The organism is Brucella rhizosphaerae (assembly GCF_002252475.1).
Taxonomy (GTDB): domain Bacteria; phylum Pseudomonadota; class Alphaproteobacteria; order Rhizobiales; family Rhizobiaceae; genus Brucella; species Brucella rhizosphaerae.
Map to the genome: position 1 here is coordinate 71,494 of NZ_NNRK01000012.1, position 24,613 is coordinate 96,106.

Genomic DNA, 24,613 nt, shown 5'->3' on the forward strand with positions numbered 1-24,613 from the left:
CGATGACTGGATCACGCAAATCACCGATCTTCGCAACTCTTCGCGGCCAGCTTGATGCCAGCGAAGCAGAGCTTGTTGATATTCCGCTGATCCAGCCAGCCGATCCGTTTCTGGATATGGCGGGCGAGGATTTGCGCCGCCGTATTTTCCTCACTGAAAACGAGAATGGTGATAGTCTTTGCCTGCGCCCGGAATTCACAATTCCGGTTTGTCGCAATCACATCGCGCTCAATGCTGCAACGCCAAAGCGTTATGCTTATCTGGGCGAGGTTTTTCGTCAGCGTCGTGACGGCGCTGCGGAGTTTCTTCAGGCAGGTATCGAAGACCTCGGTGCTGCCGATGAGGCTGCATCGGATGCTCGTTCGATTGGCGATGCGCTTGCATGTGTGAAATCTGCTGCTGCCAACGTACAGCTTGAAATCGTTCTGGGTGATCAGGCGGTTTTTGCAGGCATGCTCAAGGCGCTTGGTTTGCCACAGGGATGGCGCAAGAAACTGCTGCGCGCCTTTGGTGATGAAGATACGATGGATGCAGCGTTTGCAGAACTGACGGGCGAACAGCGCAACGATCCGCTGCCTGAACAGCTCGCAGGGCTCGTTGCTGAAGGTGATGAGGCTGGGCTTGCCCGTATGCTTGAAACCGAAATGCTGGAAGCAGGCATTTCACCCGGAGCTGGCCGCACCCCGTCCGAGATCGCGCGACGCCTGATCGAGAAAGAAGATCTGGCCGCAACACGGTTCCCATCCTCGGCCCTCGAAGTTTTGAAGCGGTTCCTCGCAACGCGTGTTTCGCTGGAAGCGGCAAGCATCACGTTGCGCGCCTTCGCTGCCGACAATGCACTTGATTTGAACGCTGTTCTGCAAAAATTTGAAGCACGTACCGATGCAATTATTGCAGCCGGTATTTCGGCGGAAGACATCGTCTATGACGCGTCTTTTGGCCGTCCGCTCGATTATTACACCGGCCTTGTCTACGAAATCCGCCAGGCCGGTAGTGATAAGGAAATGGTTCTGGCGGGTGGTGGTCGTTATGACCGTCTGCTGACCATGCTCGGCGCATCCGAAAACATTCCCGGCGTCGGCTTTTCCATCTGGCTTGACCGGCTTCAGGCGCTGAGCGGAGAACAATCATGACTGTGACATTGGCACTCCCTTCCAAGGGACGGTTGAAGGAGCAGACGCTCGCGGTTCTGGAGAAGGCAGGATACAAGGTCGTTCTGCCGGACGATTCACGCAATTATCGCGCGCGGGTCGAAGGCGAGAATGACATCGACATTCTGTTCCTGTCGGCATCTGAAATTGCGCGTGAACTGGGTTATGGCAGCGTCGATCTTGGCGTGACGGGTGAAGACCTCGTTCGTGAGACGCTGGCCCATGCCGATGAACGCGTTGCGATTGAAGCAGAGCTTGGTTTTGGTCATGCCGATGTTGTGGTTGCAGTGCCGGAAGTGTGGCGCGATGTGACGACGATGGCCGATCTTGATGACGTGGCCGCGGATTTCCGTCAGCGTCATGGACGCCGTTTGCGCATTGCCACCAAATATTGGCGCCTGACGCAGCAGTTCTTTTCGCAAAAGCATGGCATTCAGGTTTATCGCATTGTCGAAAGCCTTGGGGCTACTGAAGGTGCCCCGGCAGCAGGCTCGGCTGATATGATCGTCGATATCACGTCAACGGGATCGACGTTGACCGCTAATCATCTGAAGGTATTGCAGGATGGCATCATTCTGCGCTCACAGGCTTGTCTTGTATCTGCCCGTCGCGATGAGACAAATGCGCGAGTTGCCGAAGTTGTGTCGCGTATCCGCAAGGGCCTTGCTGGCTGAAAAAAATACCGTGCAAAAAAAAGCCGGAGCATATGCTCCGGCTTTTTTGTTTTTAAGTTTTCGGTTTGCTGCCGATGAGGCCGTAATAGGCAATATAGATGTAACAGATGATTGGCATCAGGAATGCCAGATGGATGCCCACTGTATCGGCCAGTGCGCCCTGAATAAGCGGAATGATAGCGCCGCCGACAATTGCCAGACACAGAATGCCAGAACCCTGACTGGTGTGTTTGCCAAGACCATGCAGCGCGAGGCTGAAGATTGTCGGGAACATGATCGAGTTGAAGAGGCCGATAGCGAGTACTGACCACATGGCAACATGGCCTGTCGTTGTAACCGTGATGAGCAGTAGAATGATTGCGAAGGCTGCATTGAAGGCAAGCGCTTTGCCGTCATCGATATAGCGCATTGCAACAGAGCCAATGAAACGTCCGACCATTGCACCGCCCCAGAAATAGGTAACGTGATGGGCGGCGTCGGATTCGCTCAGTCCTGCGATTGTAGGGTCGCTCAGGAAGTTGACAAGGAAGCTGCCGATGCTGACTTCCGCACCCACATAGACAAAGAGCCCCACCGCACCGAGCACGAGGTGGCGATACTGCCAGGCAGAACCTTCCTCCTTGCTGGATACGGCAGTTTCTTCTTCCTGGACTTCAGGCAGTTTCAGGATCGCGAAAACCACTGCAAGAACAGCGAAAGCCAATGCCAGCAACAAGTAAGGGAACTGAACTGCATCCGCTTCAGCGGAATTCGCAGCATCGGTTGTGGCTGCTGAGAGGATCAGGAATGCACCAAAAAGCGGTGCAACTGTTGTTCCGAGTGAATTGAAAGCCTGTGTCAGCGTCAGACGGCTTGCTGCGGTTTCTGGCGCACCTAAGACGGTGACGTAAGGATTTGCCGCGACCTGCAGGATCGTAACGCCTGACGCCAAAACGAATAGCGCTCCGAGAAACAGTCCGTAGACGCGGTAGGATGCAGCTGGGATAAACAGTGCGCAGCCAATCGCGGCAACCACCAGACCCGTCACGATGCCCCATTTATAGGAGATGCGCTTAACCAGTGCGCCCGCCGGTAGCGAGACGATGAAATATGCCCCGAAGAAGCAAAACTGTATCAGCATCGACTGGGTATAGTTGAGCTGAAACACGCTTTTCAAATGCGGGATCAGAATGTCATTGAGACAAGTGATAAAGCCCCACATGAAGAAGAGCATGGTGAGGCTTGCGAGTGCAAAGCTATAATTTTTGCCCGAAGGGGCATCAGCCCGAAGCTGATTGTTCGTTGCGGGTGCAATGGCCATTTGTTCTCTACAAGCTAAGTTAATAGACACGTCTGGGAGGACGATATGTCTTTCCAAAATGAAAATAGGCGGCTGCAATATCTTACAAGATCGCTGGATGCAATCATTGCGCAATCTAAGTAACAGTTCTGTGTATCAATAAAGCTTATGCTAAAAAAAGCCGCGCTGATGAGGCGCGGCTTTTTATATTAAATCTTGAGGCTCGATCAGCCGCGCTTTGCGTCGATCGAGATTGAACCTGCACCCTGTAGTGCGAGCAGGATCAGACCGCCAGCAATAGCGAGGTTCTTCTGCGCCATCATGGCGTTCATGCCTTCGGCAAAGTTCATGTGGGCAACGAGTGTTGCGCCAATGGTGAACAGAGCCACGATTGCAGCAGAAATACGGGTCTGGAAACCAACGAGAATGGCGAGACCGCCGACAAATTCAACCAGACCGACGAGAACTGCAGTTACAGTTGGAACCGGAAGGCCGAGACCGGCGAAGTAGCCAGCAGTGCCCGAAATTGCCGTCAGCTTGCTGAAGCCGGCGAGAATGAACAGGATCGACAGGAAAACGCGTGCGACGAGCGTGGCCAGGCCGTTGCTCTGAGGAGTAATAGACGACATTAATGGTATCTCCAATTAAACTGAGCACCCAAATACCTACTCCACACTGTCAAGGAAAGATAGATATTCCTCGACAGTTTGTTCACCACTTATGCACAATCACTCCGGCGCGATCATTTTTTCGGCGCGAACCAACCGGTCATAGTCTTCTGCGGAGACGTGACCGCTCTTCAACGCTTCTTCCCGCAGGGTGGTGCCGTTCTTATGTGCAGTCTTGGCAATTCTGGCTGCATTATCGTAGCCGATAGCTGGCGCCAGTGCAGTCACAAGCATCAACGAGCGTTCAAGAAGGTCCTTGATACGGTCTTCGTTGGCTTCGATGCCTTCAACACAGTGGTCGGCGAAAGAAACCATGGAATCGCTCAGAATGCGGATCGATTGCAGGACATTATAAGCGATGACTGGTTTGAAGACATTGAGTTCGAAGTGACCCTGACTTGCCGCAACCGTAACAGAAGTTTGATTGCCGAAGACCTGTGTTGCGACCATCGTCAAAGCTTCCGCCTGTGTCGGGTTGACCTTGCCCGGCATGATCGAGGACCCCGGCTCATTTTCCGGCAGCGATAGTTCGCCAAGGCCGGAACGCGGACCGGAACCCAGAAACCGAATATCGTTGGCGATCTTGAAAAGGTCTGCCGCGAGCGCATTGAGACTGCCGTGGAAGTTGAGGATCGCACCATGGCTGGCAAGCGCCTCAAACTTGTTTGGCGCCGTTTTGAAGCTGAGGCCTGTGATTTCGCTCACAGCATCCGCAAAGCCGGTATCAAAGCCTTTTGGTGCATTAAGCCCGGTGCCAACAGCCGTTCCGCCTTGTGCAAGCAGGAAAACGTCGGTCAGCGACTGCTCAATGCGGTGGCGCGCATATTCCAATGCTGCGCGATAACCGGAAAATTCCTGACCGAGCGTAACAGGGGTCGCATCCTGCGTGTGCGTGCGGCCAATCTTGATGATGTCCCTGAACGCTTCCTCTTTGACCTTGAGGGCCTTGGTAAGATGCTCAAGTGCCGGGTAGAGCCGGTTTACCGCTTCAACGGCTGTCGCGATGTGAATTGCGGTTGGAAAGCTGTCGTTTGACGACTGGCTCATATTGACGTGGTCGTTTGGGTGGACCGGCTTTTTCGAGCCCAGTTCACCGCCGAGAAGCTCGATAGCGCGATTGGAAATGACTTCGTTGGCATTCATGTTCGACTGCGTACCGGAGCCTGTCTGCCAGACAACGAGCGGAAAATGATCGTCCAGCTTGCCTTCAATGACTTCGGATGCGGCAACGGCAATAACCTGCCCGAGAACGGGATCAAGCTTGCCCAGCGCGATATTGGTTTCAGCTGCGGCGCGCTTAACAACGCCCAGTGCGTGCACGAGCGGCAGAGGCATACGTTCGCCGCCGATCTTGAAATTATGCAGCGAGCGTTGCGTCTGCGCACCCCAGTAACGGTCGGCGGCAACATCGATCGGTCCGAAAGTATCTGTTTCGGTACGCGTGGCAGTCATTTTCAGTCTCCGGCTTGTTTCAGGCGGGGAAAATGCCCGCCTGTAGAATCGAGGATAGCAGCATTGGCAGAATATTGGCTATGCATGCTTGCATGCCAAAGCCTTAGCTCTCAACCATTTGATAAAATATGATTATAAAAGTCAAATTTTATTGACTGCTATATTCCGCTGACGATCAGTTATCCTCGTTGTCGTCATCGCTGTCGTCGGTCTCTGAAATCCAGGCGGTCGGCTCAACCTTCTGCTGGGTTTTGCTGTCGGTGAAAATCCACCAGCCAGTGTCTGTTTCGTCCCAGTCGCCACCACCCGCTTTGAGCTTATCAAGCGAGCGGTATTGGCCCACTGACTCATTGCGCTGATCGTCATCATCGATCCAGACCACAGTGACTTTACGCCCGTCTTTTGGTGCGGTGGTTATCGGAAGTTCTTTGCGCATATGATTATCCATCTCATTGTCAGTTCAGATAATCATAGGGCAAAAAGGCATTGCGACAAGCCGGATTGGGCCGGATTGGGCCGGATTGGGCCGCGTTAGATTTCATATTGCGTCATTACCCGGCTTGTCATGGAGCCAATTAGCCGGCGCGAGCGGCCTTCAATGCGTTGCCCCACCATGCAAGTTGGTCGAGCATGTTTTTTGCAGCTTCAGCCAGATGCGGGAAATCATCCAGCGTATTTTCTTTTTTGACAACTGCGAGGTAATCCGGGAACAGAATGTGCACGCCTGTCTTGACTGACATTGCAGACATTTCAACGGCAATCATGCGCAGATGCTCGACAGCCCGTGCACCACCGACACCGCCATGGCCAACGAAACCGATTGGCTTCTGAATCCAATCACCATAATCAATGGCGTTTTTCAGAACAGCTGTCGGTCCATGATTATATTCGGCTGCCGTCAGAATATAGGCGTCGAACGTACGAAGCCTGGTCTTCCACTTGTCTGCAGTTTCGGCCTGCGCAGTTGTCGTTGAGGTGTCGCCATAAAAGCCCATTGGATAATCGGCGAGGTCCAGAATTTCGACATCGAATTCAGGACGCTCGGCAGCGACCTTTGCAATCCATTCTGCCGAAACCGGCGAGAAACGCTGTTCGCGGGTGCTGCCGACAATCACTGCGACTTTAAGCTTGCTCATGGAAATGTCCTTTTTAAGTGGTAACCATTGGAGACTAACGCTATACCGGTGACTATATAAGGCACGCAAGGAGGCACTTTTATGAAACCCGGTGACTTTAAGGAAACCAGTGCTTGCAAGGCTGTGACCGATATCCTGTCACGGGTGGGCGATAAATGGACGGTTCTTGTCGTCAGCTATCTTGGTAATCGCCCGATGCGGTTTAATGAGCTGCGCCGCACGGTTAACGGCATTTCACAGAAGATGCTGACGACGACGCTGCGCAATCTCGAACGTGATGGATTTGTATTGCGGACGGTGTTTCCAACTATTCCACCCAAGGTGGAATATGAGCTGACCGAATTGGGGCGCAACCTTCTGGAGCCTGTCCGTGCTTTGGGTGAGTGGGCGATTGCCAATGAAGTGCAGGTCATGATGGCGCGTGCGCGCTATGATACCCGTATATCTGGCGATGGGTATGCACACGCCGATGCTGCGGAATAAGTCAGTTAAATGATCGGTTGCTGAAAAGTGGAAAGGCAGGCTTACGCCTGCCCTTCCTGTTGCCTGAGACAGGACTTCCAAAGTGCGGGGGCAAACAGGAAGTCCATCTCGTATCGCTAGCGATTGACCATGAAAGTCGCCGAAAGTAAATCAGAAAATGCTAAAATACATGCAAGGCGATTAATAAAGCCTGTGATAGGTAAATTTTCTATAAATCACAAAGAGTTACACGATGTAAAAAAGGCGGCCAGAGGCCGCCTTTCTTGATAGTTATGTCTTCTTAGAAATCCATGCCGCCCATGCCGCCCATGCCGCCAGGCATGCCAGCTGGAGCCGAATCCTTCTTAGGAAGTTCAGCAATCATGGCTTCCGTGGTGATCAGCAGGCCAGCAATTGAAGCTGCATTCTGCAGAGCGGTACGGACAACCTTGACCGGGTCAACGATGCCGAGTGCGATCAGATCGCCATATTCACCGTTTGCAGTGTTGTAGCCGAAGGTTTCCGAAGAGTTTTCGAGGATCTTGCCAACGATAACCGAAGCTTCTTCACCAGCATTGGTCGTGATCTGACGGGCAGGAGCCTGCAGTGCGCGACGAACGATGTTGATGCCAGCTTCCTGGTCGGAATTGATGCCCTTGACGGTGATCTTGACCGAAGCGCGGAGCAAAGCGGTACCGCCGCCTGCAACAATGCCTTCTTCAACCGCAGCGCGGGTTGCGTTCAGAGCATCGTCAACGCGATCCTTCTTTTCCTTGACTTCGATTTCCGTTGCACCGCCAACGCGGATAACTGCAACGCCGCCAGCAAGCTTAGCAAGACGTTCCTGCAGCTTTTCACGGTCGTAGTCGGAAGAGGTTTCTTCGATCTGCTGCTTGATCTGACCAACGCGAGCGTCGATTTCAGCCTTCTTGCCAGCGCCATCAACGATGGTGGTGGTTTCCTTGTTGATCGACACCTTCTTGGCGCGGCCGAGCATGTCGAGCGTAACGCTTTCGAGCTTGATGCCGAGGTCTTCAGAAATAACCTGACCACCGGTGAGGATCGCGATGTCTTCGAGCATTGCCTTGCGGCGATCGCCGAAGCCAGGAGCCTTAACAGCAGCAATCTTCAGGCCGCCACGCAGCTTGTTGACAACGAGCGTAGCAAGAGCTTCGCCTTCGACGTCTTCAGCAACGATGATGAGTGGCTTGGAAGTCTGAACGACAGCTTCGAGAACTGGCAGAAGAGCCTGCAGGTTCGAAAGCTTCTTTTCGTGCAGAAGGATGTATGCGTCTTCGAGATCAGCAACCATCTTGTCTGGGTTGGTGACGAAGTATGGCGACAGGTAGCCGCGGTCGAACTGCATGCCTTCAACGACTTCGAGTTCGGTTTCAGCGGTCTTGGCTTCTTCAACCGTGATAACGCCTTCGTTGCCGACTTTCTGCATCGCTTCAGCGATCATCTTGCCGATTTCGAGTTCGCCGTTAGCGGAGATCGTGCCAACCTGAGCAACTTCTTCCGAAGTGTTGATCTTCTTTGCCTTCTTAAGCAATTCAGCAACAACTTCAGTCACTGCGAGGTCGATACCGCGCTTGAGGTCCATCGGGTTCATGCCAGCAGCAACAGCCTTGGCACCTTCCTGAACGATGGCCTGACCGAGAACGGTCGCGGTTGTCGTGCCGTCACCGGCAGTGTCGTTGGTCTTCGAAGCCACTTCGCGCAGCATCTGTGCGCCCATGTTTTCGAACTTGTCTTCCAGTTCGATTTCCTTGGCAACCGATACACCGTCTTTGGTGATGCGTGGTGCGCCGAAGGACTTGTCGATAACAACGTTACGACCCTTAGGGCCGAGCGTTACCTTAACAGCGTCAGCGAGGATATCGACGCCGCGCAGCATCTTTTCGCGCGCATTGCGACCGAATTTTACTTCTTTAGCAGCCATTTTACTCTCCTGGGAAATATCCCGGTCAGATTATGGTGATGAATGAATTATGTACCGGCTATTCCGCCGGTTTAATGAAGGTATTGGCAGACAATACCGGTCCGCAGGCGTTAGCCGACGATACCAAGAATGTCAGATTCCTTCATGATCAGCAGGTCTTCGCCGCCGATCTTGACTTCGGTGCCCGACCACTTGCCGAACAGAACCTTGTCACCAGCCTTAACTTCCAGAGCGATCAGCTTACCAGCTTCGTCACGGGCGCCAGCGCCAGCAGCGACGATTTCGCCTTCCTGTGGCTTTTCCTTGGCGGTTTCAGGGATGATGATGCCGCCAGCAGTCTTTGCTTCCGATTCTACGCGACGAACGACTACGCGGTCGTGAAGCGGACGGAACTTAATCTCAGCCATGGTATAACCCTTGGTGTTGTAGACGTTGAACCCTGTTGAAGCGAGCCGACCGGCCCGCACTGTTAGCACTCTAGGTATCCGAGTGCTAACATGCCTCTGAGATAGAAGCGGGGCTATTCTTTGTCAAGGATCGTTGCCGTTTTTTGACAGTTCGGAAGATAATTTCCGCTTATATGCGCGTTCACGGCTGAGAACGTCTGTTCCTGAGATGTAGGGACTACACCGCTGAGCCACAAGGCGAACAGGAAAATAACCGCCTTCGATCGGTTATGTTCAGGAATTGACCGGTTTGGTTAATGGCGGCTGAGCGAAAGACTGATTGAATTCTGACGAACACAATGCGTTCATTTGGACGCAGACGGCTCTAAGCCGGGTGACAGATCGGGCTGCTTCTTGTAGAGGAAACCTCAGGATGCGTCAGAAGCATCTTTGTTAAAGTCCATCACCTGCACCGATGTTGCACGGTATGGATTCCCGCTTTCACCGGTCATGGACCGGACCAGCATACTGAGGAAAACCATGAAGCTGCCTGAACGCCTGGATGATCTGACGGATGGATATGATGCGATCTTCTGTGATGTCTGGGGTGTTCTGCACAATGGCGAAGTAGCCTTTGCTCCCGCCGTAGCCGCTCTGAAACGTGCACGTGCTAAGGGATTGACGGTTGTCCTGGTGACGAATGCGCCGCGTCCTTATCCGAGTGTTATAGCGCAAATGACGCTGCTTGGTGTGCCGGAAGATGCTTATGACCGGGTGGTCACTTCGGGTGATGTGACCCGTGACCTTATCATTGAAGGGCCGCGCAAAGTTTTCCACATCGGTAGTGAACGCGAGACTGTCATTTATGATGGGCTTGATGTTGAACTGGTCGAGGAGTTCGAAGCTTCCGGCGTCGTTTGCACAGGCCTTTATGACGATGAGACAGAAACACCGGAAAATTATACCGAGCTGTTGCAGCGTCTGCGCTCCCGCAATCTGCCTTTCATCTGTGCCAATCCGGATATCATGGTCGAACGCGGCCCGCGCCTGATCTGGTGTGCAGGCGCTCTTGCCCGCGATTTTAGTCAGCTGGGCGGCCGCACGCTGATTGCAGGCAAGCCGCATCGCCCGATCTATGAAGCTGCTTCAAAGGCAGTCGAGGAAGTCCGCGGGCATACGGTCGACAGAAAACGAATTCTCGGTATCGGCGACGGCGTGTTGACGGACGTAAAAGGTGCTGCGGATTATGGTCTGGATGTGCTCTATATATCGGGCGGTGTCCATGCTGCCGATTACGCGGCCGACGGAAACGTTGATTTCGATAAAATGAATGCTTTTCTACAAAAGCACGGCCATGCTCCAATCGCATCGCTTTATGCACTCGTCTGATATTTTCGAGAAACTGCTTCGACCATGACAAAACCTGTTTTTCAGCGCCTTTCAGGAACGGATGCATTGCCGCTTACCTTACGTGATTGCGTGGTGGCGATCGGCAATTTTGATGGTGTCCATCGCGGCCATCAGGCTGTGCTGGAGCGTGCGCTGGAACTCGCACACAGGGATGGTTTGCCTGCGGTCGTGCTGACCTTTGAGCCGCACCCACGCAGTTTCTTCAAGCCCAACGAGCCGATTGAACGGCTCACTGACGCTGTCGAGAAGGCTGAAATTTTGCGTCTCATGGGGTTTGATGCGGTTGTTGAACAGCCGTTTACTGCGGATTTTTCAGCGCAGTCGGCAGAAGACTTTGTGCACAATATCCTTGTTGAACGATTGCATGCCAACCGTGTTGTCACGGGCTATGATTTCCATTTCGGCAAGGCGCGTCGGGGCACACCTCAGTTTCTGGAGGAAGCTGGCCAATCGTCAGGTTTCAGCGTGTCACTGGTGGATGCTTTTGGCGATGAAGGCGGAAATCTCGTTTCGTCGACGCGGGTTCGCGCTCTCCTGTGTGAGGGCGAAGTCGCTGAAGCCGCCGGTCTGCTTGGCTATCGCTACCGGGTTAGCGGAGAGGTCATCCATGGCAAAAAACTTGGACGCACGCTGGGTTTTCCAACGGCAAATATGACAATCGACGATCATGTCAGTTTGAAGCATGGCATTTACGCGGTCCGCTTTCGCAGGGCTGATGGTATCTTGCACGACGGTGTTGCGAGTTTTGGTCGCCGTCCGACTGTCGCAAGCGATGGCAAGCCTTTGCTTGAAACATTCGTGTTTGATTTTTCAGGCGATCTCTATGGAGAAGTTGCTGAAGTTTCCTTCTTTGGCTACCTGCGCGGCGAAGTAAAATTCGACGGACTCGATCCGCTTATCGCGCAGATGAAGCGCGATGAAGAAGAAGCGCGCGCGCTGCTGGCAGGGGCGCAGCCGCTGTCCGAGCTTGATCGCCTTTTGTCGTTTCCAGCATCAGCTTAAAAATAGCTACAAAAAAGTTGTAGTCATTTCTACCTTAGATTTAAGTTTAATTTTACATATTCCGTTCAAACAGTGTTAAATGCCCTCAAAGTTTACGGGCCACTGTTATCGGAGTTTCATGTGACGCGTATTGTCCCCCTTGCCTTTGTTACAGGCGCCGCATTGTTCGTAGGTCCTTTGTCGGTCGTTGCTGCAGATATGCAGCAGACGGATGTATATGCGGCTGAAGAAGTGAAACCCGCCCGTAAATACTTCTGGTCGGGCGACTGGTATCTCAAGGTTGGTGCTGCTGGCTTGGTTGCTCCGAAATTTGAAGGCTCCAACAAATATAAGTTTTCAGCGCAGCCTCTGGTCTCGCTTGGCCGTCAGGGTGAAGCAGAGCGCTTCTCCTCGCGCAATGACAACGTATCCTTTGCGGTGATCGATACAGACCGCTTCCGCGTCGGTGCGACGGGCAAGCTGCTGTTCAAACGCGATACGGATATTGATGGTATTCATGAAACGAAGTTCGGCGGTGAAGCCGGTGGCTTCGTCGATGTCTATCCGACCGATTGGCTGCGTTTCCGTGGTGAAGTGCGTCAGGGTATTCGCGCCCATAAGGGCGTTGTTGCTGATGTTGCAGCAGACGCATTCTATGACGTGACGCCGGTGATCCGCGTTTCGGCTGGTCCGCGCGCGACCTTCGCATCCAAAGACTATTTCAAGACTTATTATGGTGTGACGGCTGAAGAAGCGGTTGCATCCGGCGTCAAGGAATATCGTCCCGGCGGCGGTTGGGAATCGGTTGGCGTTGGTGGCGCCATCACCTGGAAGGCAACGGATAAGATCGATACCAGCCTGTTTGGTGAATATAGCCGTCTTCAGGGTCCTGCAAAGGACTCCAGCATCGTGAAGCAGCATGGCTCACGGGATCAGTTTATGGTCGGTATTGCTGCGACTTACCGCTTTGATTTCTCACTCGACTGATCGAAACGGGTCAATCTGTTAAGTTTTCGAGGGCAGGGCTGCAAGTTTATTGCGCCCTGCCTCTTTATTCCTGTGAAGGTCATTGCTAAAAGCGTGCCCATGATGACGGATTTTCGGCATATTATCGCGGCCATACGAATTATTGGCCCGGCCTTCCTCTAAGCCTTGATAGCATTGCGTGACGCGCAATGCATGGCAGGAAGGTCCGGGAACGACCGGCTGTGCCTCGCAGCCTTTTGAATTTTCCCGGCTGTATGTTGCAGCCTCCTGAACTTTCAGCATCCTCGCCCACCATATTGCTGCGCGGGATTGACAGGCAAGTAATAAAATGACCGAGACGACTGCCAAGATCGACTATTCCAAAACTCTCAACCTGCCACAGACCGAGTTCCCCATGCGTGCGGGATTGCCTGCGCGTGAGCCTCTGTTTGTGCAGCGCTGGGAGGAAATGAACCTCTATAAAAAGCTGCGTGAAGACGCGAAGGACCGTCCGCTGTATGTGCTGCATGACGGTCCTCCTTACGCAAATGGCAACATTCATATCGGTCACGCGCTGAACAAGATCCTCAAGGATGTGATCACGCGCTCATTCCAGATGCGCGGCTTCAACTCGAATTATGTGCCGGGCTGGGATTGTCATGGTCTGCCGATCGAGTGGAAGATCGAGGAAAAATACCGTGCGCAGAGCAAGAACAAGGATGAAGTAGCAATCAACGAGTTCCGCAAGGAATGCCGTGAATTTGCTGCGGGCTGGATCAAGATACAGTCGGAAGAGTTCAAGCGCCTCGCAATCTGCGGCGATTTTGAAAATCCATATACGACCATGAATTTCCATGCGGAAGCGCGGATTGCTGGTGAGTTGCTGAAGTTTGCTGCAACCGGCCAGCTTTATCGCGGGTCGAAGCCTGTTATGTGGTCGGTTGTCGAGCGCACAGCGCTTGCAGAAGCAGAAGTCGAATATCACGACATCGAGTCGGATATGATCTGGGTGAAGTTCCCTGTTGCCGGTTCTGGCGATCTTGCTGGTAGCTCGGTCGTTATCTGGACAACGACCCCCTGGACCATTCCGGGCAATCGTGCTGTCGCTTATTCGACGCGTGTCGAATACGGCCTCTACGAGGTGACGGCTGCTGAAAATGACTTTGGCCCACGTCCAGGCGAGAAGCTTATCTTCGCAGATAAATTGGCCGAAGAATGCGCCAAGAAGGCAAAGCTTGAGTTCAAACGTCTGCGCGATGTGACGGGTGAAGAGCTTGCCAGGAATGTGCTTGATCATCCGCTCAAGGGTTTCGGCGGCGGATATGAGTTCGTCGTTCCGCTGGTTTCGGGTGATCATGTCACCGACGATGCTGGTACGGGCTTTGTGCACACCGCGCCAAGCCATGGTCGCGAAGACTTTGAAGCTTGGATGGACAGCGCGCGTGAGCTGGAAGCCCGCGGCATTGATCCGAGCATCCCGTTTCCGGTTGGCGATGATGGCTATTACACCAAGGATGCGCCGGGCTTTGGCCCGGATCGCGAAGGTGGTCCTGCGCGCGTTATCGATGATAACGGCAAGAAGGGCGATGCGAACGACTCCGTCATCAAACAGCTTATCGCGACTGACAAGCTGTTTGCACGCGGACGTCTGAAGCATTCCTATCCGCATTCATGGCGCTCGAAAAAGCCGGTTATCTTCCGCAACACCCCGCAGTGGTTTGTCTATATGGACAAGAACCTCGGTGATGGCACCACGCTGCGTTCGCGCTCGCTGAAAGCGATTGAAGATACACGTTTTGTGCCTGCTGCTGGCCAGAATCGTCTTCGTGCCATGATCGAAGGTCGCCCGGATTGGGTTCTTTCGCGTCAGCGCGCATGGGGTGTGCCAATCTGCGTCTTCGCTGATGAGGAAGGCAATATCCTTCAGGACGATGCCGTGAACAAGCGTATCCTTGAAGCTTTCGAGGCAGAAGGTGCTGATGCATGGTTTGCGGAAGGTGCGCGTGAGCGTTTCCTTGGCAATCGTGCTGGTGAAAGCTGGACGCAGGTTCGCGACATTCTCGACGTCTGGTTCGATTCTGGCTCGACGCACACATTCACGCTGGAAGACCGCCCGGACATGAAGTGGCCGGCGGATGTTTATCTCGAAGGCTCCGACCAGCATCGCGGCTGGTTCCATTCATCGCTGCTTGAAAGCTGCGGAACGCGTGGCCGCGCGCCTTACAATGCTGTTGTTACCCATGGGTTCACCATGGACGAGAACGGCAAAAAAATGTCGAAGTCGCTGGGCAATACTGTCACGCCACAGGACGTCATCAAGGATTCAGGTGCGGATATTCTTCGCCTCTGGGTGATGACAACCGACTATTGGGAAGATCAGCGCCTCGGCAAGAGCATCATTCAGACCAATATCGATGCGTATCGCAAGCTGCGTAACACCATTCGCTGGATGCTGGGTACGCTTGCCCATGATGAAGGCGAGAACGTTCCGCACGCAGAGCTGCCGGAACTTGAACGCCTTATGCTGCATCGTCTGGCGGAACTCGATGAAGTCGTGCGTTCAGGTTATGACGCGTTTGATTTCAAGCGCATTGCACGTGCACTGATCGACTTCATGAATGTCGAGCTTTCGGCATTCTACTTCGATATCCGCAAGGATGCGCTTTATTGCGATGCACCATCGAGTGTCCGCCGCAAGGCAGCACTTCAGACCGTTCGCGAGATTTTTGACCGCGTAACGACCTGGCTTGCTCCGATGCTGCCTTTCACGATGGAAGAAGCTTGGCTGGATCGCTATCCGCAATCTGTTTCGGTGCATCTGGAACAGTTCCGCAAGACGCCAGCCGAATGGCGCGACGATGTGCTGGCTGAAAAGTGGCGTAAGGTTCGCAATGTTCGCCGTGTCGTTACTGGTGCTCTGGAACTGGAACGTGCTGATAAACGCATTGGTTCTTCGCTGGAAGCAGCACCTGTTGTCTATATCGCTGACAAGAGCCTCGCCGATTCGCTTGAAGGATTGGATTTCGCTGAAATCTGCATCACCAGCGGTATTGACGTGACAGATGCTGGGGCTCCTGCTGAAGCTTTCACGTTGGACGAAGTGAAGGGCGTTGCAGTTGTTCCTGTACGTGCAGAAGGCGAGAAATGTGCGCGTTCCTGGCGCTATACCACAGATGTAGGTTTAGACGCGGAATTCCCGGAAGTCTCGGCTCGCGATGCTGCAGCCCTTCACGAATTGAAGGCTCTCGGCCGACTTTCGTCATAATAATTAAAGGCCCGGTTGCGCTGTGCATCCGGGCTTTCCGCTTCAGGGCTTGCCTTTTAAAATGAGGACATGGTGAAATAGCGGTTAATATCGCGATTGCCCGTAGAGATGCTCTCATGTACAAGGCTGTCCTTGAGATAAACTTGCAATCTGCCTTGGAGTTGCCGGTTTCTTGCGGCAAGGGTGAAAAAAGAAGCCTTTGGCGAAAAGAAAATCGACAGGCGTAAAAGAAGTGGCGCTAATGAAGATTGAAGGACGAGTTCTGGTATTGATGACGGCAGTTGCGGGCCTCGCGCTGTCTGGTTGTGTGTCGTCGCCGACCTACGGAACCGGCAAAACTGCGAATGCGCAGCTTCTCGACGACGTGTCGAACATGGCAAGCTTTGGTCAGGGCAAGAAAAAAGACCGTATTGATTACAAGCCGCGTCCTGATCTTGTGCGTCCAGCGCAGGGTGACAGGGGTTCGTTGCCAGCTCCTCAGGAAAGCCTTGCAAGTGCAGGTGATCCGGCATGGCCAGAATCGCCGGAACAGCGCCGCAAGCGTTTGCGTGATGAAATCACCGCAAACCGCGACAATCCAAACTTCGTTTCTCCTGTTGAGCAGGATGTGCCTGTTGCAAACAACCTTCGCGCTTCGCTGCCTAGCGGTAGCAGCCGTCGCGAGGATTATGCATCGCGCACGCCAACCTTCGATCCAGCCAGAGTTGCTGAATTGAAGAAGCAGCGTGCAGAGCAGACGCAAGGAACATCATCCAATCGGCGCTATCTGAGCGAGCCGCCTCTTGGTTATCGTCAGCCGGCAGCGACAGCTGCTGTTGGTGAAATGGGCCAGGATGAGGCGCAGAAAGAACGCGAGCGCAAGAAAGCAGCTGGCGGTGGCGGCAAGAGCTGGCGCGATCTGCTGCCCTGGAATTAATATCTATAGTATAGATTTTCAAAAACACGGAAACCGGAAGAAAAATTCTTCCGGTTTCTTTTTTGTATCAGCATTATAATCCATCCATAAAGCTGACGTGGATTTTTTTGGTTGAATCCATAATATTAAATATTTTTAATGTTGTCTATTCTGAACAATATTTGATTTCAATCAACGAAAACATTCTGGCAGAGCGTATCATGCAGATTTTCATGATGCGAGGTATAGCAATGCATAGGATAAATTCAATTTGGGACGAACCAAATGGCTATGGTGTTATAAGCCGCACGCTTCATTGGCTAATGGCCGCGCTTTTTCTATGGCAGTTCACGTCTGCTATCCTGCGCGTATTCATCAAGGACACCGCACTTTATAGTTTCTTCTGGTCATCGCATTTTACAATTGGCTTTTCCTTGCTGTTGCTCGTTTTGCTGCGCGGCATCTGGGGGCTGCTGAATCTCTCTAGTCGACCGCATAAGCCCGGTGTCATGGGTAAGCTCGCGGGTGTCGGCCATCTGGTGATTTATGCGCTTATGTTTGCAGTACCTGCGCTTGCGCTGCTGCGAAGCTATGGCAATGGCCGCGGCTTTTCTGCCTTCGGTATCCAGATATTTGAGCAGACCGGCATTCAGAATGCGGCCTTAACTGCGCCGGGCAATGCATTCCACGGTCTTCTTGGCTGGGTGTTGCTGGCCGCTATTATCGGACATGTACTGATGGCGATGCTTCATCATTTTGCACTCCGCGATAACACTCTTCGCCGCATGACGGGGCACAGGGTCATAAACTGAGCTGCTGGCTACCGTTTCTCGCGAAAAAAATCCCGGAGGATTTTCTGGGCTTTTTCTTCAGAAAAGCCTGCGTAAATTTCTGGAACGTGATGGCATGTGGGCTGTGTGTAGAAGCGCGACCCATATTCCACACCGCCACCTTTGGGGTCGGCGGCGCCGTAATACAGTCTGCGAATACGGGCAAACGAAATCGCGGCTGCACACATTGTACAGGGTTCAAGCGTCACATAGAGATCGCAGTCGAGCAGGCGTTCGGACCTAAGTGCTTCTCCTGCCTGACGGATTACGAGTACTTCCGCATGCGCCGTGACATCATTCAGTTCGCGCGTACGGTTGCCTGCACGGGCAATTATCGCGCCTTCATGCACGATGACTGCACCAATCGGCACCTCGCCGCGAAGGGCTGCAGATTTGGCTTCTTCGAGCGCAATATCCATCGGTGTCGCCACTTTTGAGGATGAAATGTCTGTAACCTTTTTCAACCTAACCTCATTTCGTGCATCGGACCGGGAAATTTCGCTCGCAAGCCATTGAGCGATTTGTTACTGCATAAGTCACGAAATCAAAACCGATTTGCAAACGGATTTATACAGCGTTCTTGACCGGACGGTTCTTTGCCAACCCCAAAGGGGCGAAAGACGACACGGCGGCGCTGCTGAAAGGCCAATACCAGATGAGCACTGAAGACGATAACAAGGGCGGTCGACGCCCCCCGCATGGACGTGGTGAAGGCCGTGGCGATCGCCCCGGCGGCAGTCGCGGTGAACGCGGCGAGCGACATTCGGGTCCTCGAGAAGATAGACCGCGTGAGGATCGCCCACGCGAAGACAGACCTCGCCGTGACGATGATCGCGGTGCGCCGCGCAAGTTTGGTTCGCGCGCGCCGCAAGAGGGTGACGATACCAGCGAGCGCATTGCCAAGCGTCTGGCACGTGCAGGCATTGCATCGCGCCGCGAAGCCGAGACCATGATTGCGGCAGGCCGCATCTCAGTTAACGGCAAGGTGCTTGAAAGCCCTGCAGTGAACGTGAAGCGCACCGATGTCATCACGGTTGATGGCAAGCAGCTAAAGCAGGCCGAACGCACCCGTCTCTGGCTCTATCACAAGCCAGCAGGTCTTGTGACGACCAATCGTGACCCTGAAGGTCGTCCGACCGTTTTTGAAGCACTGCCTCCGGAAATGCCGCGCGTACTTTCGGTTGGGCGTCTCGACATCAATACCGAAGGTCTGCTTCTGCTTACCAATGATGGTGGTCTGTCGCGCGTTCTGGAACTGCCTTCAACCGGTTGGCTGCGCCGCTACCGCGTTCGCGCTCATGGCAAGGTCACGCAGGTCCAGCTTGATGCGCTGAAGGACGGCATTGCAGTCGAGGGCGTTTTCTACGGCAGCATCGAAGCAACGCTTGAGCGTGAGCAGGGTGCCAACGTCTGGATTTCGATCGGTCTGCGCGAAGGCAAGAACCGCGAAGTCAAGAACATCCTCGGTGCGCTCGGTCTGACGGTTGGCCGTCTGATCCGCGTTTCGTTTGGTCCTTTCCAGCTTGGCGATCTTGAAGAAGGTGCAGTTCGTGAAATTCGCGGACGTATTCTGCGCGATCAGCTTGGTGAGAAGCTTGTTGAGGAATCAGGTGCAGATTTCGATGCTCCGGTTCTGAACGAGTTCTCCAATACCGTTGTGCAGGGCCGCACGCGGCGCGAGATGGAGCAGCAGCAGGAGCCAGAAGGCGAGTATCGTCGCCAGCCGCGCGAGCGCGAATGGATCTCCAGCCAGCCAGAGCGCCGCAAGCGTGAAGAGAAAAAAGAAGACAAGGTTGAACCGCGTCGCCGTGGCAACAGCAACGTCTGGATGGCTCCAGGTGCACGCCCACAGGGCGACAAAGCCGCCGCGCAGAAAGCAGCTCGTGCTGAGAGCCGTGGCGCGCGTGCAAGCCGCTCCGACGGTGATTTGCAGTCCCGTCCACGCCGTTTCGCCGACGGCGATCAGCGTCGCGACGAAGGTCGCGATGACCGTCCTCGTCGTTCCGAAGGGCGTTTTGATAAACAGGGTGCGCGTCCAGAAGGCCGCAACGATAGCCGTTCAGGGCCTCGTACGCCTCGTCCGGAAGGTGACTTTCAATCCCGCCCACGTCGTTCAGCTGATGGCGATCAGCGTCGCGAGGGAGGCCGTGATGATCGTCCTCGTCGCTTTGAGGGTCGTCCGGAAGGCAGGTCCGAGGGGCGCACAGAGGGTCGTTATGAGCCTCGTGGACCAAGGCCGGAAGGTCAGGATGCGCGCAAACAAGAACGCCGTCCAGGTAAGCGCGAGCGCGCTGAACTGAAAAGCGAGGGTGGCGAAAAATCGTCGGGTGGTTATGAAGGCCGCAGCTTCGGCAAGCCTTCAGGTCCGCGCAGCGAAGGTCGCTTTGGCGGTGGTAATGCCGACCGTGGCCCACGCACCAGCGGTCCTCGTTCTGGCGGTGACGATAGTCGTGGCCCATCCAAGGGACCGAGAAGCTTTGGCAAGGGTCCAGACCGTGGCGGTTCTGGCGGCAAGCCAGCTAATCGCAAACCGAGTGATGGAAAGCCAAGAGGTGGCAAGCCAGGGGGTAGCGGTGCGGATCGTCGGCGGTAAATTCCGCGGGCGGGCGCTCGTCACACCGACAACAAATGCCATTCGTCCGACCACAGATCGGACTCGGGAAAGCCTTTTCAATATTCTCGCACACAGCTTCCCGGACAAGGTTGAAGGCGGGCGCGTTCTGGACCTCTTTGCAGGGACAGGCGCTCTCGGCCTTGAAGCGCTTTCTCGCGGCGCGCGCTATGCTGTTTTTGTCGAAGAATCTGCTGAAGGGCGTGGCCTTCTCCGTCAGAACATCGAAGCCTTTGGCCTGCAGGGTCAGACCAAGGTTTTGCGCCGTGACGCCTGCAAACTTGGCGAAGCGGGTACGATGGAACCATTCGACCTGATTTTTGCTGATCCGCCATATGGTCGTCGTATGGGAGAAAAGGCACTTTTGTCAGCGCTTGAAGGTAGTTGGCTTAATCCTGACGCACTTCTCGTGCTTGAAGAAGATGCAGAAGCTTCGCTTGAGCTGGATGAACGATTCGTCGTGCATGAAGAGCGGAATTATGGTGGTACCATCATTCGGCTTATCCAGTTGAAAGCGAATTAGAGATTTATTCGGAACCGGGTGACCGGTTTCGAAACGAAGTGAACTTTGAATACAGGTCTTGCCGCTCGCCAGCCATCGCAACGTTGTCAGGGCGGAATGCAACTGATTGGAGATGTCGTTTGGTGCATAACCCCTCACTCCGGCACTTTTTGTTGTCCACCGCCCTTGGTTTGGCGCTGGCTCTGCCACTTGCAACAGGTTCGGTTCAGGCGCAGACGCCAGCTCCGGCCGCTGCAACAGAGGCTACTCAGCCTCCGGCACAGGCAAACTTGCCAGAAATCACGAAATCCGAAGATATCAGCAGCTTTACCCTCGAAAACGGGTTGAAGGTTGTGGTTATTCCAGATCACCGTGCGCCGGTGGTCACTCAGATGATCTGGTATCATGTGGGATCGGCAGATGAGGCCCCTGGTAAATCCGGCATTGCGCATTTCCTTGAACATCTGATGTTCAAGGGCACCAAAACCTATCCGGCCGGTGAATTTTCAGCGAAGATCGCAGCCATTGGCGGTCAGGAAAACGCGTTCACTTCTTATGATTTCACAGCGTATTTCCAGCGCGTTGCTCCAGATGCGCTTGAGATGGTTATGGGTTATGAATCTGATCGCATGGCCAATCTTGTTCTGGATGAAGAAGCCGTCACGACTGAACGCGAGGTTATTCTTGAGGAGCGTCGTATGCGCGTGGATTCTAATCCCGCAGCGATGCTGATGGAAAACACTGATGGCGTGCTCTACTATAATCATCCCTATCGCGTGCCTGTAATCGGCTGGCGACAGGAAATGGAGAAACTCAGCCTCAAGGATGCGGTGGATTTCTACCAGCAATATTACACCCCGAATAATGCAACGCTGGTGATCGCTGGCGACGTTACACCTGAACGCGTGCGCGATCTTGTCATGAAGACCTGGGCCACAATTCCCAAGCGCGCCGATGTGCTGCCGCGTGAGCGTCCGCAGGAGCCGGTCAAGCACGCTGCCCGCGTTGTGACATTGCATGATGATCGCGTCAGCACGCCATCATTCCGTGTGTCGTGGCTGGTGCCGTCCTATTCCAATGAAAAGCGCTTCCCGAATGTGAAGGCAGGTGATGCGCCTGCACTCGATCTTTTGAGCGAAATTCTCGGCGGCTCGCTGCGCTCCCGTCTTTATCAGGAGCTGATTGTCAAACAGGGCATCGCGTCCAATACGGGTGCGAGCTATGATGGCGATCCCCTCGATGACGGCACATTCTCGGTTTACGGTTCGCCACAGAACGGCAAGACGCTGGCCGATGTCGAAAAAGCCGTTGATGCTGAAGTTGCACGTATCATCAAGGACGGCGTGACACAGACCGAACTCGATCAGGCGCGTAACCGCTTCCTGAAAGCTGTTACATTTGCGCGCGACAGTCAGTCCGGTATGGCCCGTATTTATGGCTCCACGCTTTCCATTGGTCAGAGCATTGAAGATATTCAGAAATGGCCGGATGTGATCAAGGGTGTAACGGTCGAGCAGATCAAAGATGCTGCGAGCCGCTATCTGGTGAAAAATCAGTCGGTGACGAGTTATTTGCTGCCGCCGGATACTGAGCCTGAAAATGCACGCGAAAATCCGAATGCTGCCGCTGGCAATGCAGGTGAGAATGGCGCGGGAGGAGCAATCCAGTGAGCAAAGCTATTGCGTTGAATGTTAATCGTGCAAAGACCGCAATGATGGCGCTGGCAACATCCATGATGTTGCTGGTGATTCTGAACCTTCCGGCATACGCAATCGAGATTCAGGAAGTTGTTTCGCCAAAGGGTATCAAAGCCTGGCTGGTTGAAGACAGTTCTGTGCCGCTCATTTCCATGCGCTTCTCGTTCAAGGGGGGTACATCGCAGGACCCGGGTGGCAAGGAAGGCCTTGCCAATCTGATGACAGGCCTTTTCGATGAAGGCGCTGGCGACCTTGATTCCGACAGTTTTCAGGAACGTATCGATAATCTCGGTGCGGAGATGAGCTTCTCGGCTTCTCCTGATTCGGTTTCCGGTAATATTCGTATGCTTGCCGAGAATCGCGACGCGGTGAACGGCTTATTGGCGCTGGCTGTTAACAAGCCGCGCTTTGATCAGGATGCGATTGACCGTATTCGTCAGCAGGTGGTTGCAAGCCTTGAAGCCTCTCAGCGCAACCCTTCGACGATTGCCTCACGCAAGTTCTCCGAAGTTCTCTACGGCAACCATCCCTATGGACGCCCGGACGAAGGCACGGTTAAGTCGCTGCAATCAATCAACCGCGAAGACCTTGTCAATTTCCACCGCAAGAACTTTGCTCGTGATCGTCTGACGATCGGCGTTGTTGGCTCCATTAATGCCAGGGACCTTGGCGAAATGCTCGACAAGGTATTCGGTGATCTGCCTGCAAATGCGGAACTGGTGCCAGTTCCTGATGCGAAACTCGCACTTGGCACAACGACCAGCCTCAGCTTTGATATGCCGCAGACATCGATCAGCTTTGTCTATCCGGCAGTGCCTCGCAAAGATCCGGAATTCTTTGCTTCTTACCTGATGAACCACATTCTGGGTGGGGGGTTCACGTCGCGTCTTTATGCAGAAGTGCGTGAAAAGCGCGGTCTGGCCTATTCGGTGTCATCATCGATGGCGCTGCGTGATCACGTGTCAGCGTTGACGATCTCGACGGCGACCCGTCCTGAAAAGGCACAGGAATCGCTCAAGATCATTCGCGAGCAGGTAGCTGCGATGGCCAATGACGGCCCAACAGAAGCTGAGCTTGCAGCGGCAAAGAACTATCTCAAAGGTTCTTACGCAGTGAACAATCTCGATTCCTCGGTGTCGATCGCAGATACACTTGTTGGTCTGCAGGAAGCGGGGCTTGATCGTGAGTACATCGACAAGCGGGCCGAGCTGATAGATGCCGTCACACTCGATCAGGTGAAAGCTATTGCTAAAAAGCTTCTGGAAGCAGAACCTGCAATTCTGATTTTTGGACCTGCGCAATCGTAAACTGGCGCAATGGCAAGCCGATATGCCGTGAGGAAAGCTTCATGGATATAACAGTACCAACATCTCCGCGTATCGCCATCGCCTTTGGTGGCGGCGGTGCGCGCGGCATCGCTCATATACACATTGTCGAAGTGCTGGACGAGCTAGGCATCAAACCGGTTGCGATCGCCGGTTCGTCTATCGGCTCGATTGTCGGTGCCGGAATGGCGAATGGCATGAGCGGCAAGGAAATCCATGAATATATGGCGGCGATTTTTAATCGCCGTTCGGAAGTCGCTCGTCGCATGTGGCAAGCGCGTCCGGAACGCTGGGTGGAGCTACTGAAAGGTGGCTTTCGCGTCAGTCAGTTCAATATCGAAAAGATACTGGAAGTCTTTCTACCGGCGGCACTGCCCGAAAATGTAGAAGAATTGAAAATCCCGATGAGCATTACGGCTTCGGATTTTCATTCGGCTACTGAATTGAATATCGAACAAGGCGACCTGCGCTCAGCCATTGCGGCTTCCTGCGCTATTCCGCCAGTGTTTAGACCGGTGCGCCGCAATGGACGTATTCTGGTGGATGGTGGCTTGCTCAATCCGGTGCCATTCGATCTGCTCTTCGATAAGGCAGATATTGTGATCGGCATTGATGTTGTTGGTGCCCCTGTTGGCCCTGATGACTATATGCCAACCACAATCGAAGCAGTTATGGGAGCCAATCAGCTCACCATGTGCTCGATCATCGAGAACAAATTCCGCAATCGTCCACCGCATATATTCCTGCGTCCGAATGTCGAACGAATTGGTCTGCTGGACTTTCTTAAATTCGAGCAGATTTTATCGCAAAGCGCAGACATACGCGAAGAGTTGAAGCTTGCGCTCGATACGGTTTTAGGCGGGAAGCCAGCTGTAGCAGCGTCCTGAGCATAAAGCTGAAAAGTCGGGAACCGATTTCCCGATAAGACGCGCGTTAAGAAAAGCGAACAGAGTGTCGATCTGATTCAATCAGATCGACACG

At 53.8% G+C, this 24,613-nt stretch carries 23 protein-coding genes; 14 read left to right on the top strand and 9 right to left on the bottom strand.

Annotated elements, in window-relative coordinates; translation table 11 throughout:
• Nucleotides 1-2: 2 nt before the first annotated feature.
• On the top strand, nt 3-1,133 hold the full coding sequence (locus tag CEV32_RS01315) for an ATP phosphoribosyltransferase regulatory subunit (protein WP_094573637.1): 1,131 nt from the start codon (nt 3-5) through the stop codon (nt 1,131-1,133).
• Nucleotides 1,130-1,825 (top strand): ATP phosphoribosyltransferase, encoded by a 696-nt coding sequence (gene hisG, locus CEV32_RS01320; RefSeq protein ID WP_094573638.1) that lies wholly within the window; start codon nt 1,130-1,132, stop codon nt 1,823-1,825. The genes CEV32_RS01315 and hisG overlap by 4 nt, the downstream gene beginning before the upstream one ends.
• A 52-nt stretch (nt 1,826-1,877) precedes the next feature.
• Here the strand turns inward: hisG and CEV32_RS01325 are convergent, their stop codons facing one another.
• The 5 genes from CEV32_RS01325 to CEV32_RS01345 form a co-directional block, all read right to left on the bottom strand.
• Nucleotides 1,878-3,125, bottom strand: coding sequence for a sugar MFS transporter (locus CEV32_RS01325; protein WP_094573639.1), 1,248 nt, complete (start codon nt 3,123-3,125; stop codon nt 1,878-1,880).
• A 206-nt stretch (nt 3,126-3,331) separates the two neighbouring features.
• Entirely contained in the window at nt 3,332-3,733 is a 402-nt protein-coding gene (locus tag CEV32_RS01330) for a DoxX family protein (protein WP_094573640.1), read from the bottom strand.
• 99 nt (nt 3,734-3,832) lie between these two features.
• The gene (fumC, locus tag CEV32_RS01335) at nt 3,833-5,224 is read right to left on the bottom strand and encodes a class II fumarate hydratase (RefSeq protein WP_094573641.1); all 1,392 of its coding nucleotides are present in this window, start codon (nt 5,222-5,224) and stop codon (nt 3,833-3,835) included.
• A 175-nt stretch (nt 5,225-5,399) separates the two neighbouring features.
• Complete coding sequence (locus tag CEV32_RS01340) at nt 5,400-5,660, bottom strand: hypothetical protein (RefSeq protein ID WP_094573710.1); 261 nt, start codon at nt 5,658-5,660, stop codon at nt 5,400-5,402.
• A 139-nt stretch (nt 5,661-5,799) separates the two neighbouring features.
• Nucleotides 5,800-6,360, bottom strand: a complete 561-nt coding sequence (locus CEV32_RS01345) for an NADPH-dependent FMN reductase (protein ID WP_094573642.1) — start codon at nt 6,358-6,360, stop codon at nt 5,800-5,802.
• Nucleotides 6,361-6,441: 81 nt separating this feature from the next.
• Here CEV32_RS01345 and CEV32_RS01350 point away from each other — a divergent pair, with 81 nt between their 5' ends.
• Entirely contained in the window at nt 6,442-6,843 is a 402-nt protein-coding gene (locus CEV32_RS01350) for a winged helix-turn-helix transcriptional regulator (protein ID WP_094573643.1), read from the top strand.
• A 280-nt stretch (nt 6,844-7,123) separates the two neighbouring features.
• Here CEV32_RS01350 and groL read toward each other — a convergent pair whose 3' ends face one another.
• Together groL and groES are read right to left on the bottom strand one after the other, a co-directional pair.
• Nucleotides 7,124-8,764 (bottom strand): chaperonin GroEL, encoded by a 1,641-nt coding sequence (gene groL / locus CEV32_RS01355; protein WP_094573644.1) that lies wholly within the window; start codon nt 8,762-8,764, stop codon nt 7,124-7,126.
• A 110-nt stretch (nt 8,765-8,874) separates the two neighbouring features.
• The gene (groES, locus tag CEV32_RS01360; protein ID WP_094573711.1) at nt 8,875-9,171 is read right to left on the bottom strand and encodes a co-chaperone GroES; all 297 of its coding nucleotides are present in this window, start codon (nt 9,169-9,171) and stop codon (nt 8,875-8,877) included.
• Nucleotides 9,172-9,690: 519 nt separating this feature from the next.
• On the opposite strand from groES, the gene CEV32_RS01365 reads away from it, so the two are divergent.
• The 3 genes from CEV32_RS01365 to CEV32_RS01375 all read left to right on the top strand — a co-directional run bounded on the left by CEV32_RS01365 (nt 9,691) and on the right by CEV32_RS01375 (nt 12,528).
• On the top strand, nt 9,691-10,539 hold the full coding sequence (locus CEV32_RS01365; protein ID WP_094573645.1) for a TIGR01459 family HAD-type hydrolase: 849 nt from the start codon (nt 9,691-9,693) through the stop codon (nt 10,537-10,539).
• Nucleotides 10,540-10,563: 24 nt separating this feature from the next.
• Nucleotides 10,564-11,562 carry a bifunctional riboflavin kinase/FAD synthetase gene (locus tag CEV32_RS01370; protein ID WP_094573646.1) on the top strand — a complete coding sequence of 333 codons (999 nt, stop codon included), beginning with the start codon at nt 10,564-10,566 and terminating at the stop codon, nt 11,560-11,562.
• Nucleotides 11,563-11,682: 120 nt separating this feature from the next.
• Entirely contained in the window at nt 11,683-12,528 is an 846-nt protein-coding gene (locus CEV32_RS01375) for a MipA/OmpV family protein (protein WP_208620775.1), read from the top strand.
• An 18-nt stretch (nt 12,529-12,546) separates the two neighbouring features.
• Here the strand turns inward: CEV32_RS01375 and CEV32_RS23305 are convergent, their stop codons facing one another.
• Nucleotides 12,547-12,810 carry a hypothetical protein gene (locus tag CEV32_RS23305; RefSeq protein ID WP_143128773.1) on the bottom strand — a complete coding sequence of 88 codons (264 nt, stop codon included), beginning with the start codon at nt 12,808-12,810 and terminating at the stop codon, nt 12,547-12,549.
• A 46-nt stretch (nt 12,811-12,856) separates the two neighbouring features.
• Between CEV32_RS23305 and ileS the strand changes: the two genes are divergently transcribed.
• From ileS to CEV32_RS01390, 3 genes are all read left to right on the top strand, one after another.
• Complete coding sequence (gene ileS, locus CEV32_RS01380) at nt 12,857-15,772, top strand: isoleucine--tRNA ligase (protein ID WP_094573647.1); 2,916 nt, start codon at nt 12,857-12,859, stop codon at nt 15,770-15,772.
• A gap of 241 nt (nt 15,773-16,013) precedes the next feature.
• Complete coding sequence (locus CEV32_RS01385) at nt 16,014-16,688, top strand: hypothetical protein (protein WP_094573648.1); 675 nt, start codon at nt 16,014-16,016, stop codon at nt 16,686-16,688.
• A 230-nt stretch (nt 16,689-16,918) separates the two neighbouring features.
• Nucleotides 16,919-17,479 (top strand): cytochrome b, encoded by a 561-nt coding sequence (locus tag CEV32_RS01390; protein WP_094573713.1) that lies wholly within the window; start codon nt 16,919-16,921, stop codon nt 17,477-17,479.
• A gap of 8 nt (nt 17,480-17,487) precedes the next feature.
• Here the strand turns inward: CEV32_RS01390 and CEV32_RS01395 are convergent, their stop codons facing one another.
• Nucleotides 17,488-17,916 carry a nucleoside deaminase gene (locus CEV32_RS01395; RefSeq protein ID WP_374883388.1) on the bottom strand — a complete coding sequence of 143 codons (429 nt, stop codon included), beginning with the start codon at nt 17,914-17,916 and terminating at the stop codon, nt 17,488-17,490.
• Between the two features lie 236 nt (nt 17,917-18,152).
• Between CEV32_RS01395 and CEV32_RS01400 the strand changes: the two genes are divergently transcribed.
• From CEV32_RS01400 to CEV32_RS01425, 5 genes are all read left to right on the top strand, one after another.
• Nucleotides 18,153-20,090, top strand: coding sequence for a pseudouridine synthase (locus tag CEV32_RS01400; protein ID WP_094573650.1), 1,938 nt, complete (start codon nt 18,153-18,155; stop codon nt 20,088-20,090).
• Nucleotides 20,071-20,631 carry a 16S rRNA (guanine(966)-N(2))-methyltransferase RsmD gene (gene rsmD, locus CEV32_RS01405; protein ID WP_328587904.1) on the top strand — a complete coding sequence of 187 codons (561 nt, stop codon included), beginning with the start codon at nt 20,071-20,073 and terminating at the stop codon, nt 20,629-20,631. Before CEV32_RS01400 ends, rsmD begins: the two co-directional genes overlap by 20 nt.
• Before the next feature lie 122 nt (nt 20,632-20,753).
• A complete protein-coding gene (locus CEV32_RS01410) occupies nt 20,754-22,280 on the top strand; it encodes a M16 family metallopeptidase (RefSeq protein ID WP_094573715.1) in 1,527 nt (508 codons plus the stop codon).
• A gap of 41 nt (nt 22,281-22,321) precedes the next feature.
• Complete coding sequence (locus tag CEV32_RS01420; RefSeq protein WP_235818685.1) at nt 22,322-23,614, top strand: M16 family metallopeptidase; 1,293 nt, start codon at nt 22,322-22,324, stop codon at nt 23,612-23,614.
• A gap of 41 nt (nt 23,615-23,655) precedes the next feature.
• Entirely contained in the window at nt 23,656-24,519 is an 864-nt protein-coding gene (locus CEV32_RS01425) for a patatin-like phospholipase family protein (RefSeq protein WP_094573652.1), read from the top strand.
• Nucleotides 24,520-24,613: the final 94 nt, after the last annotated feature.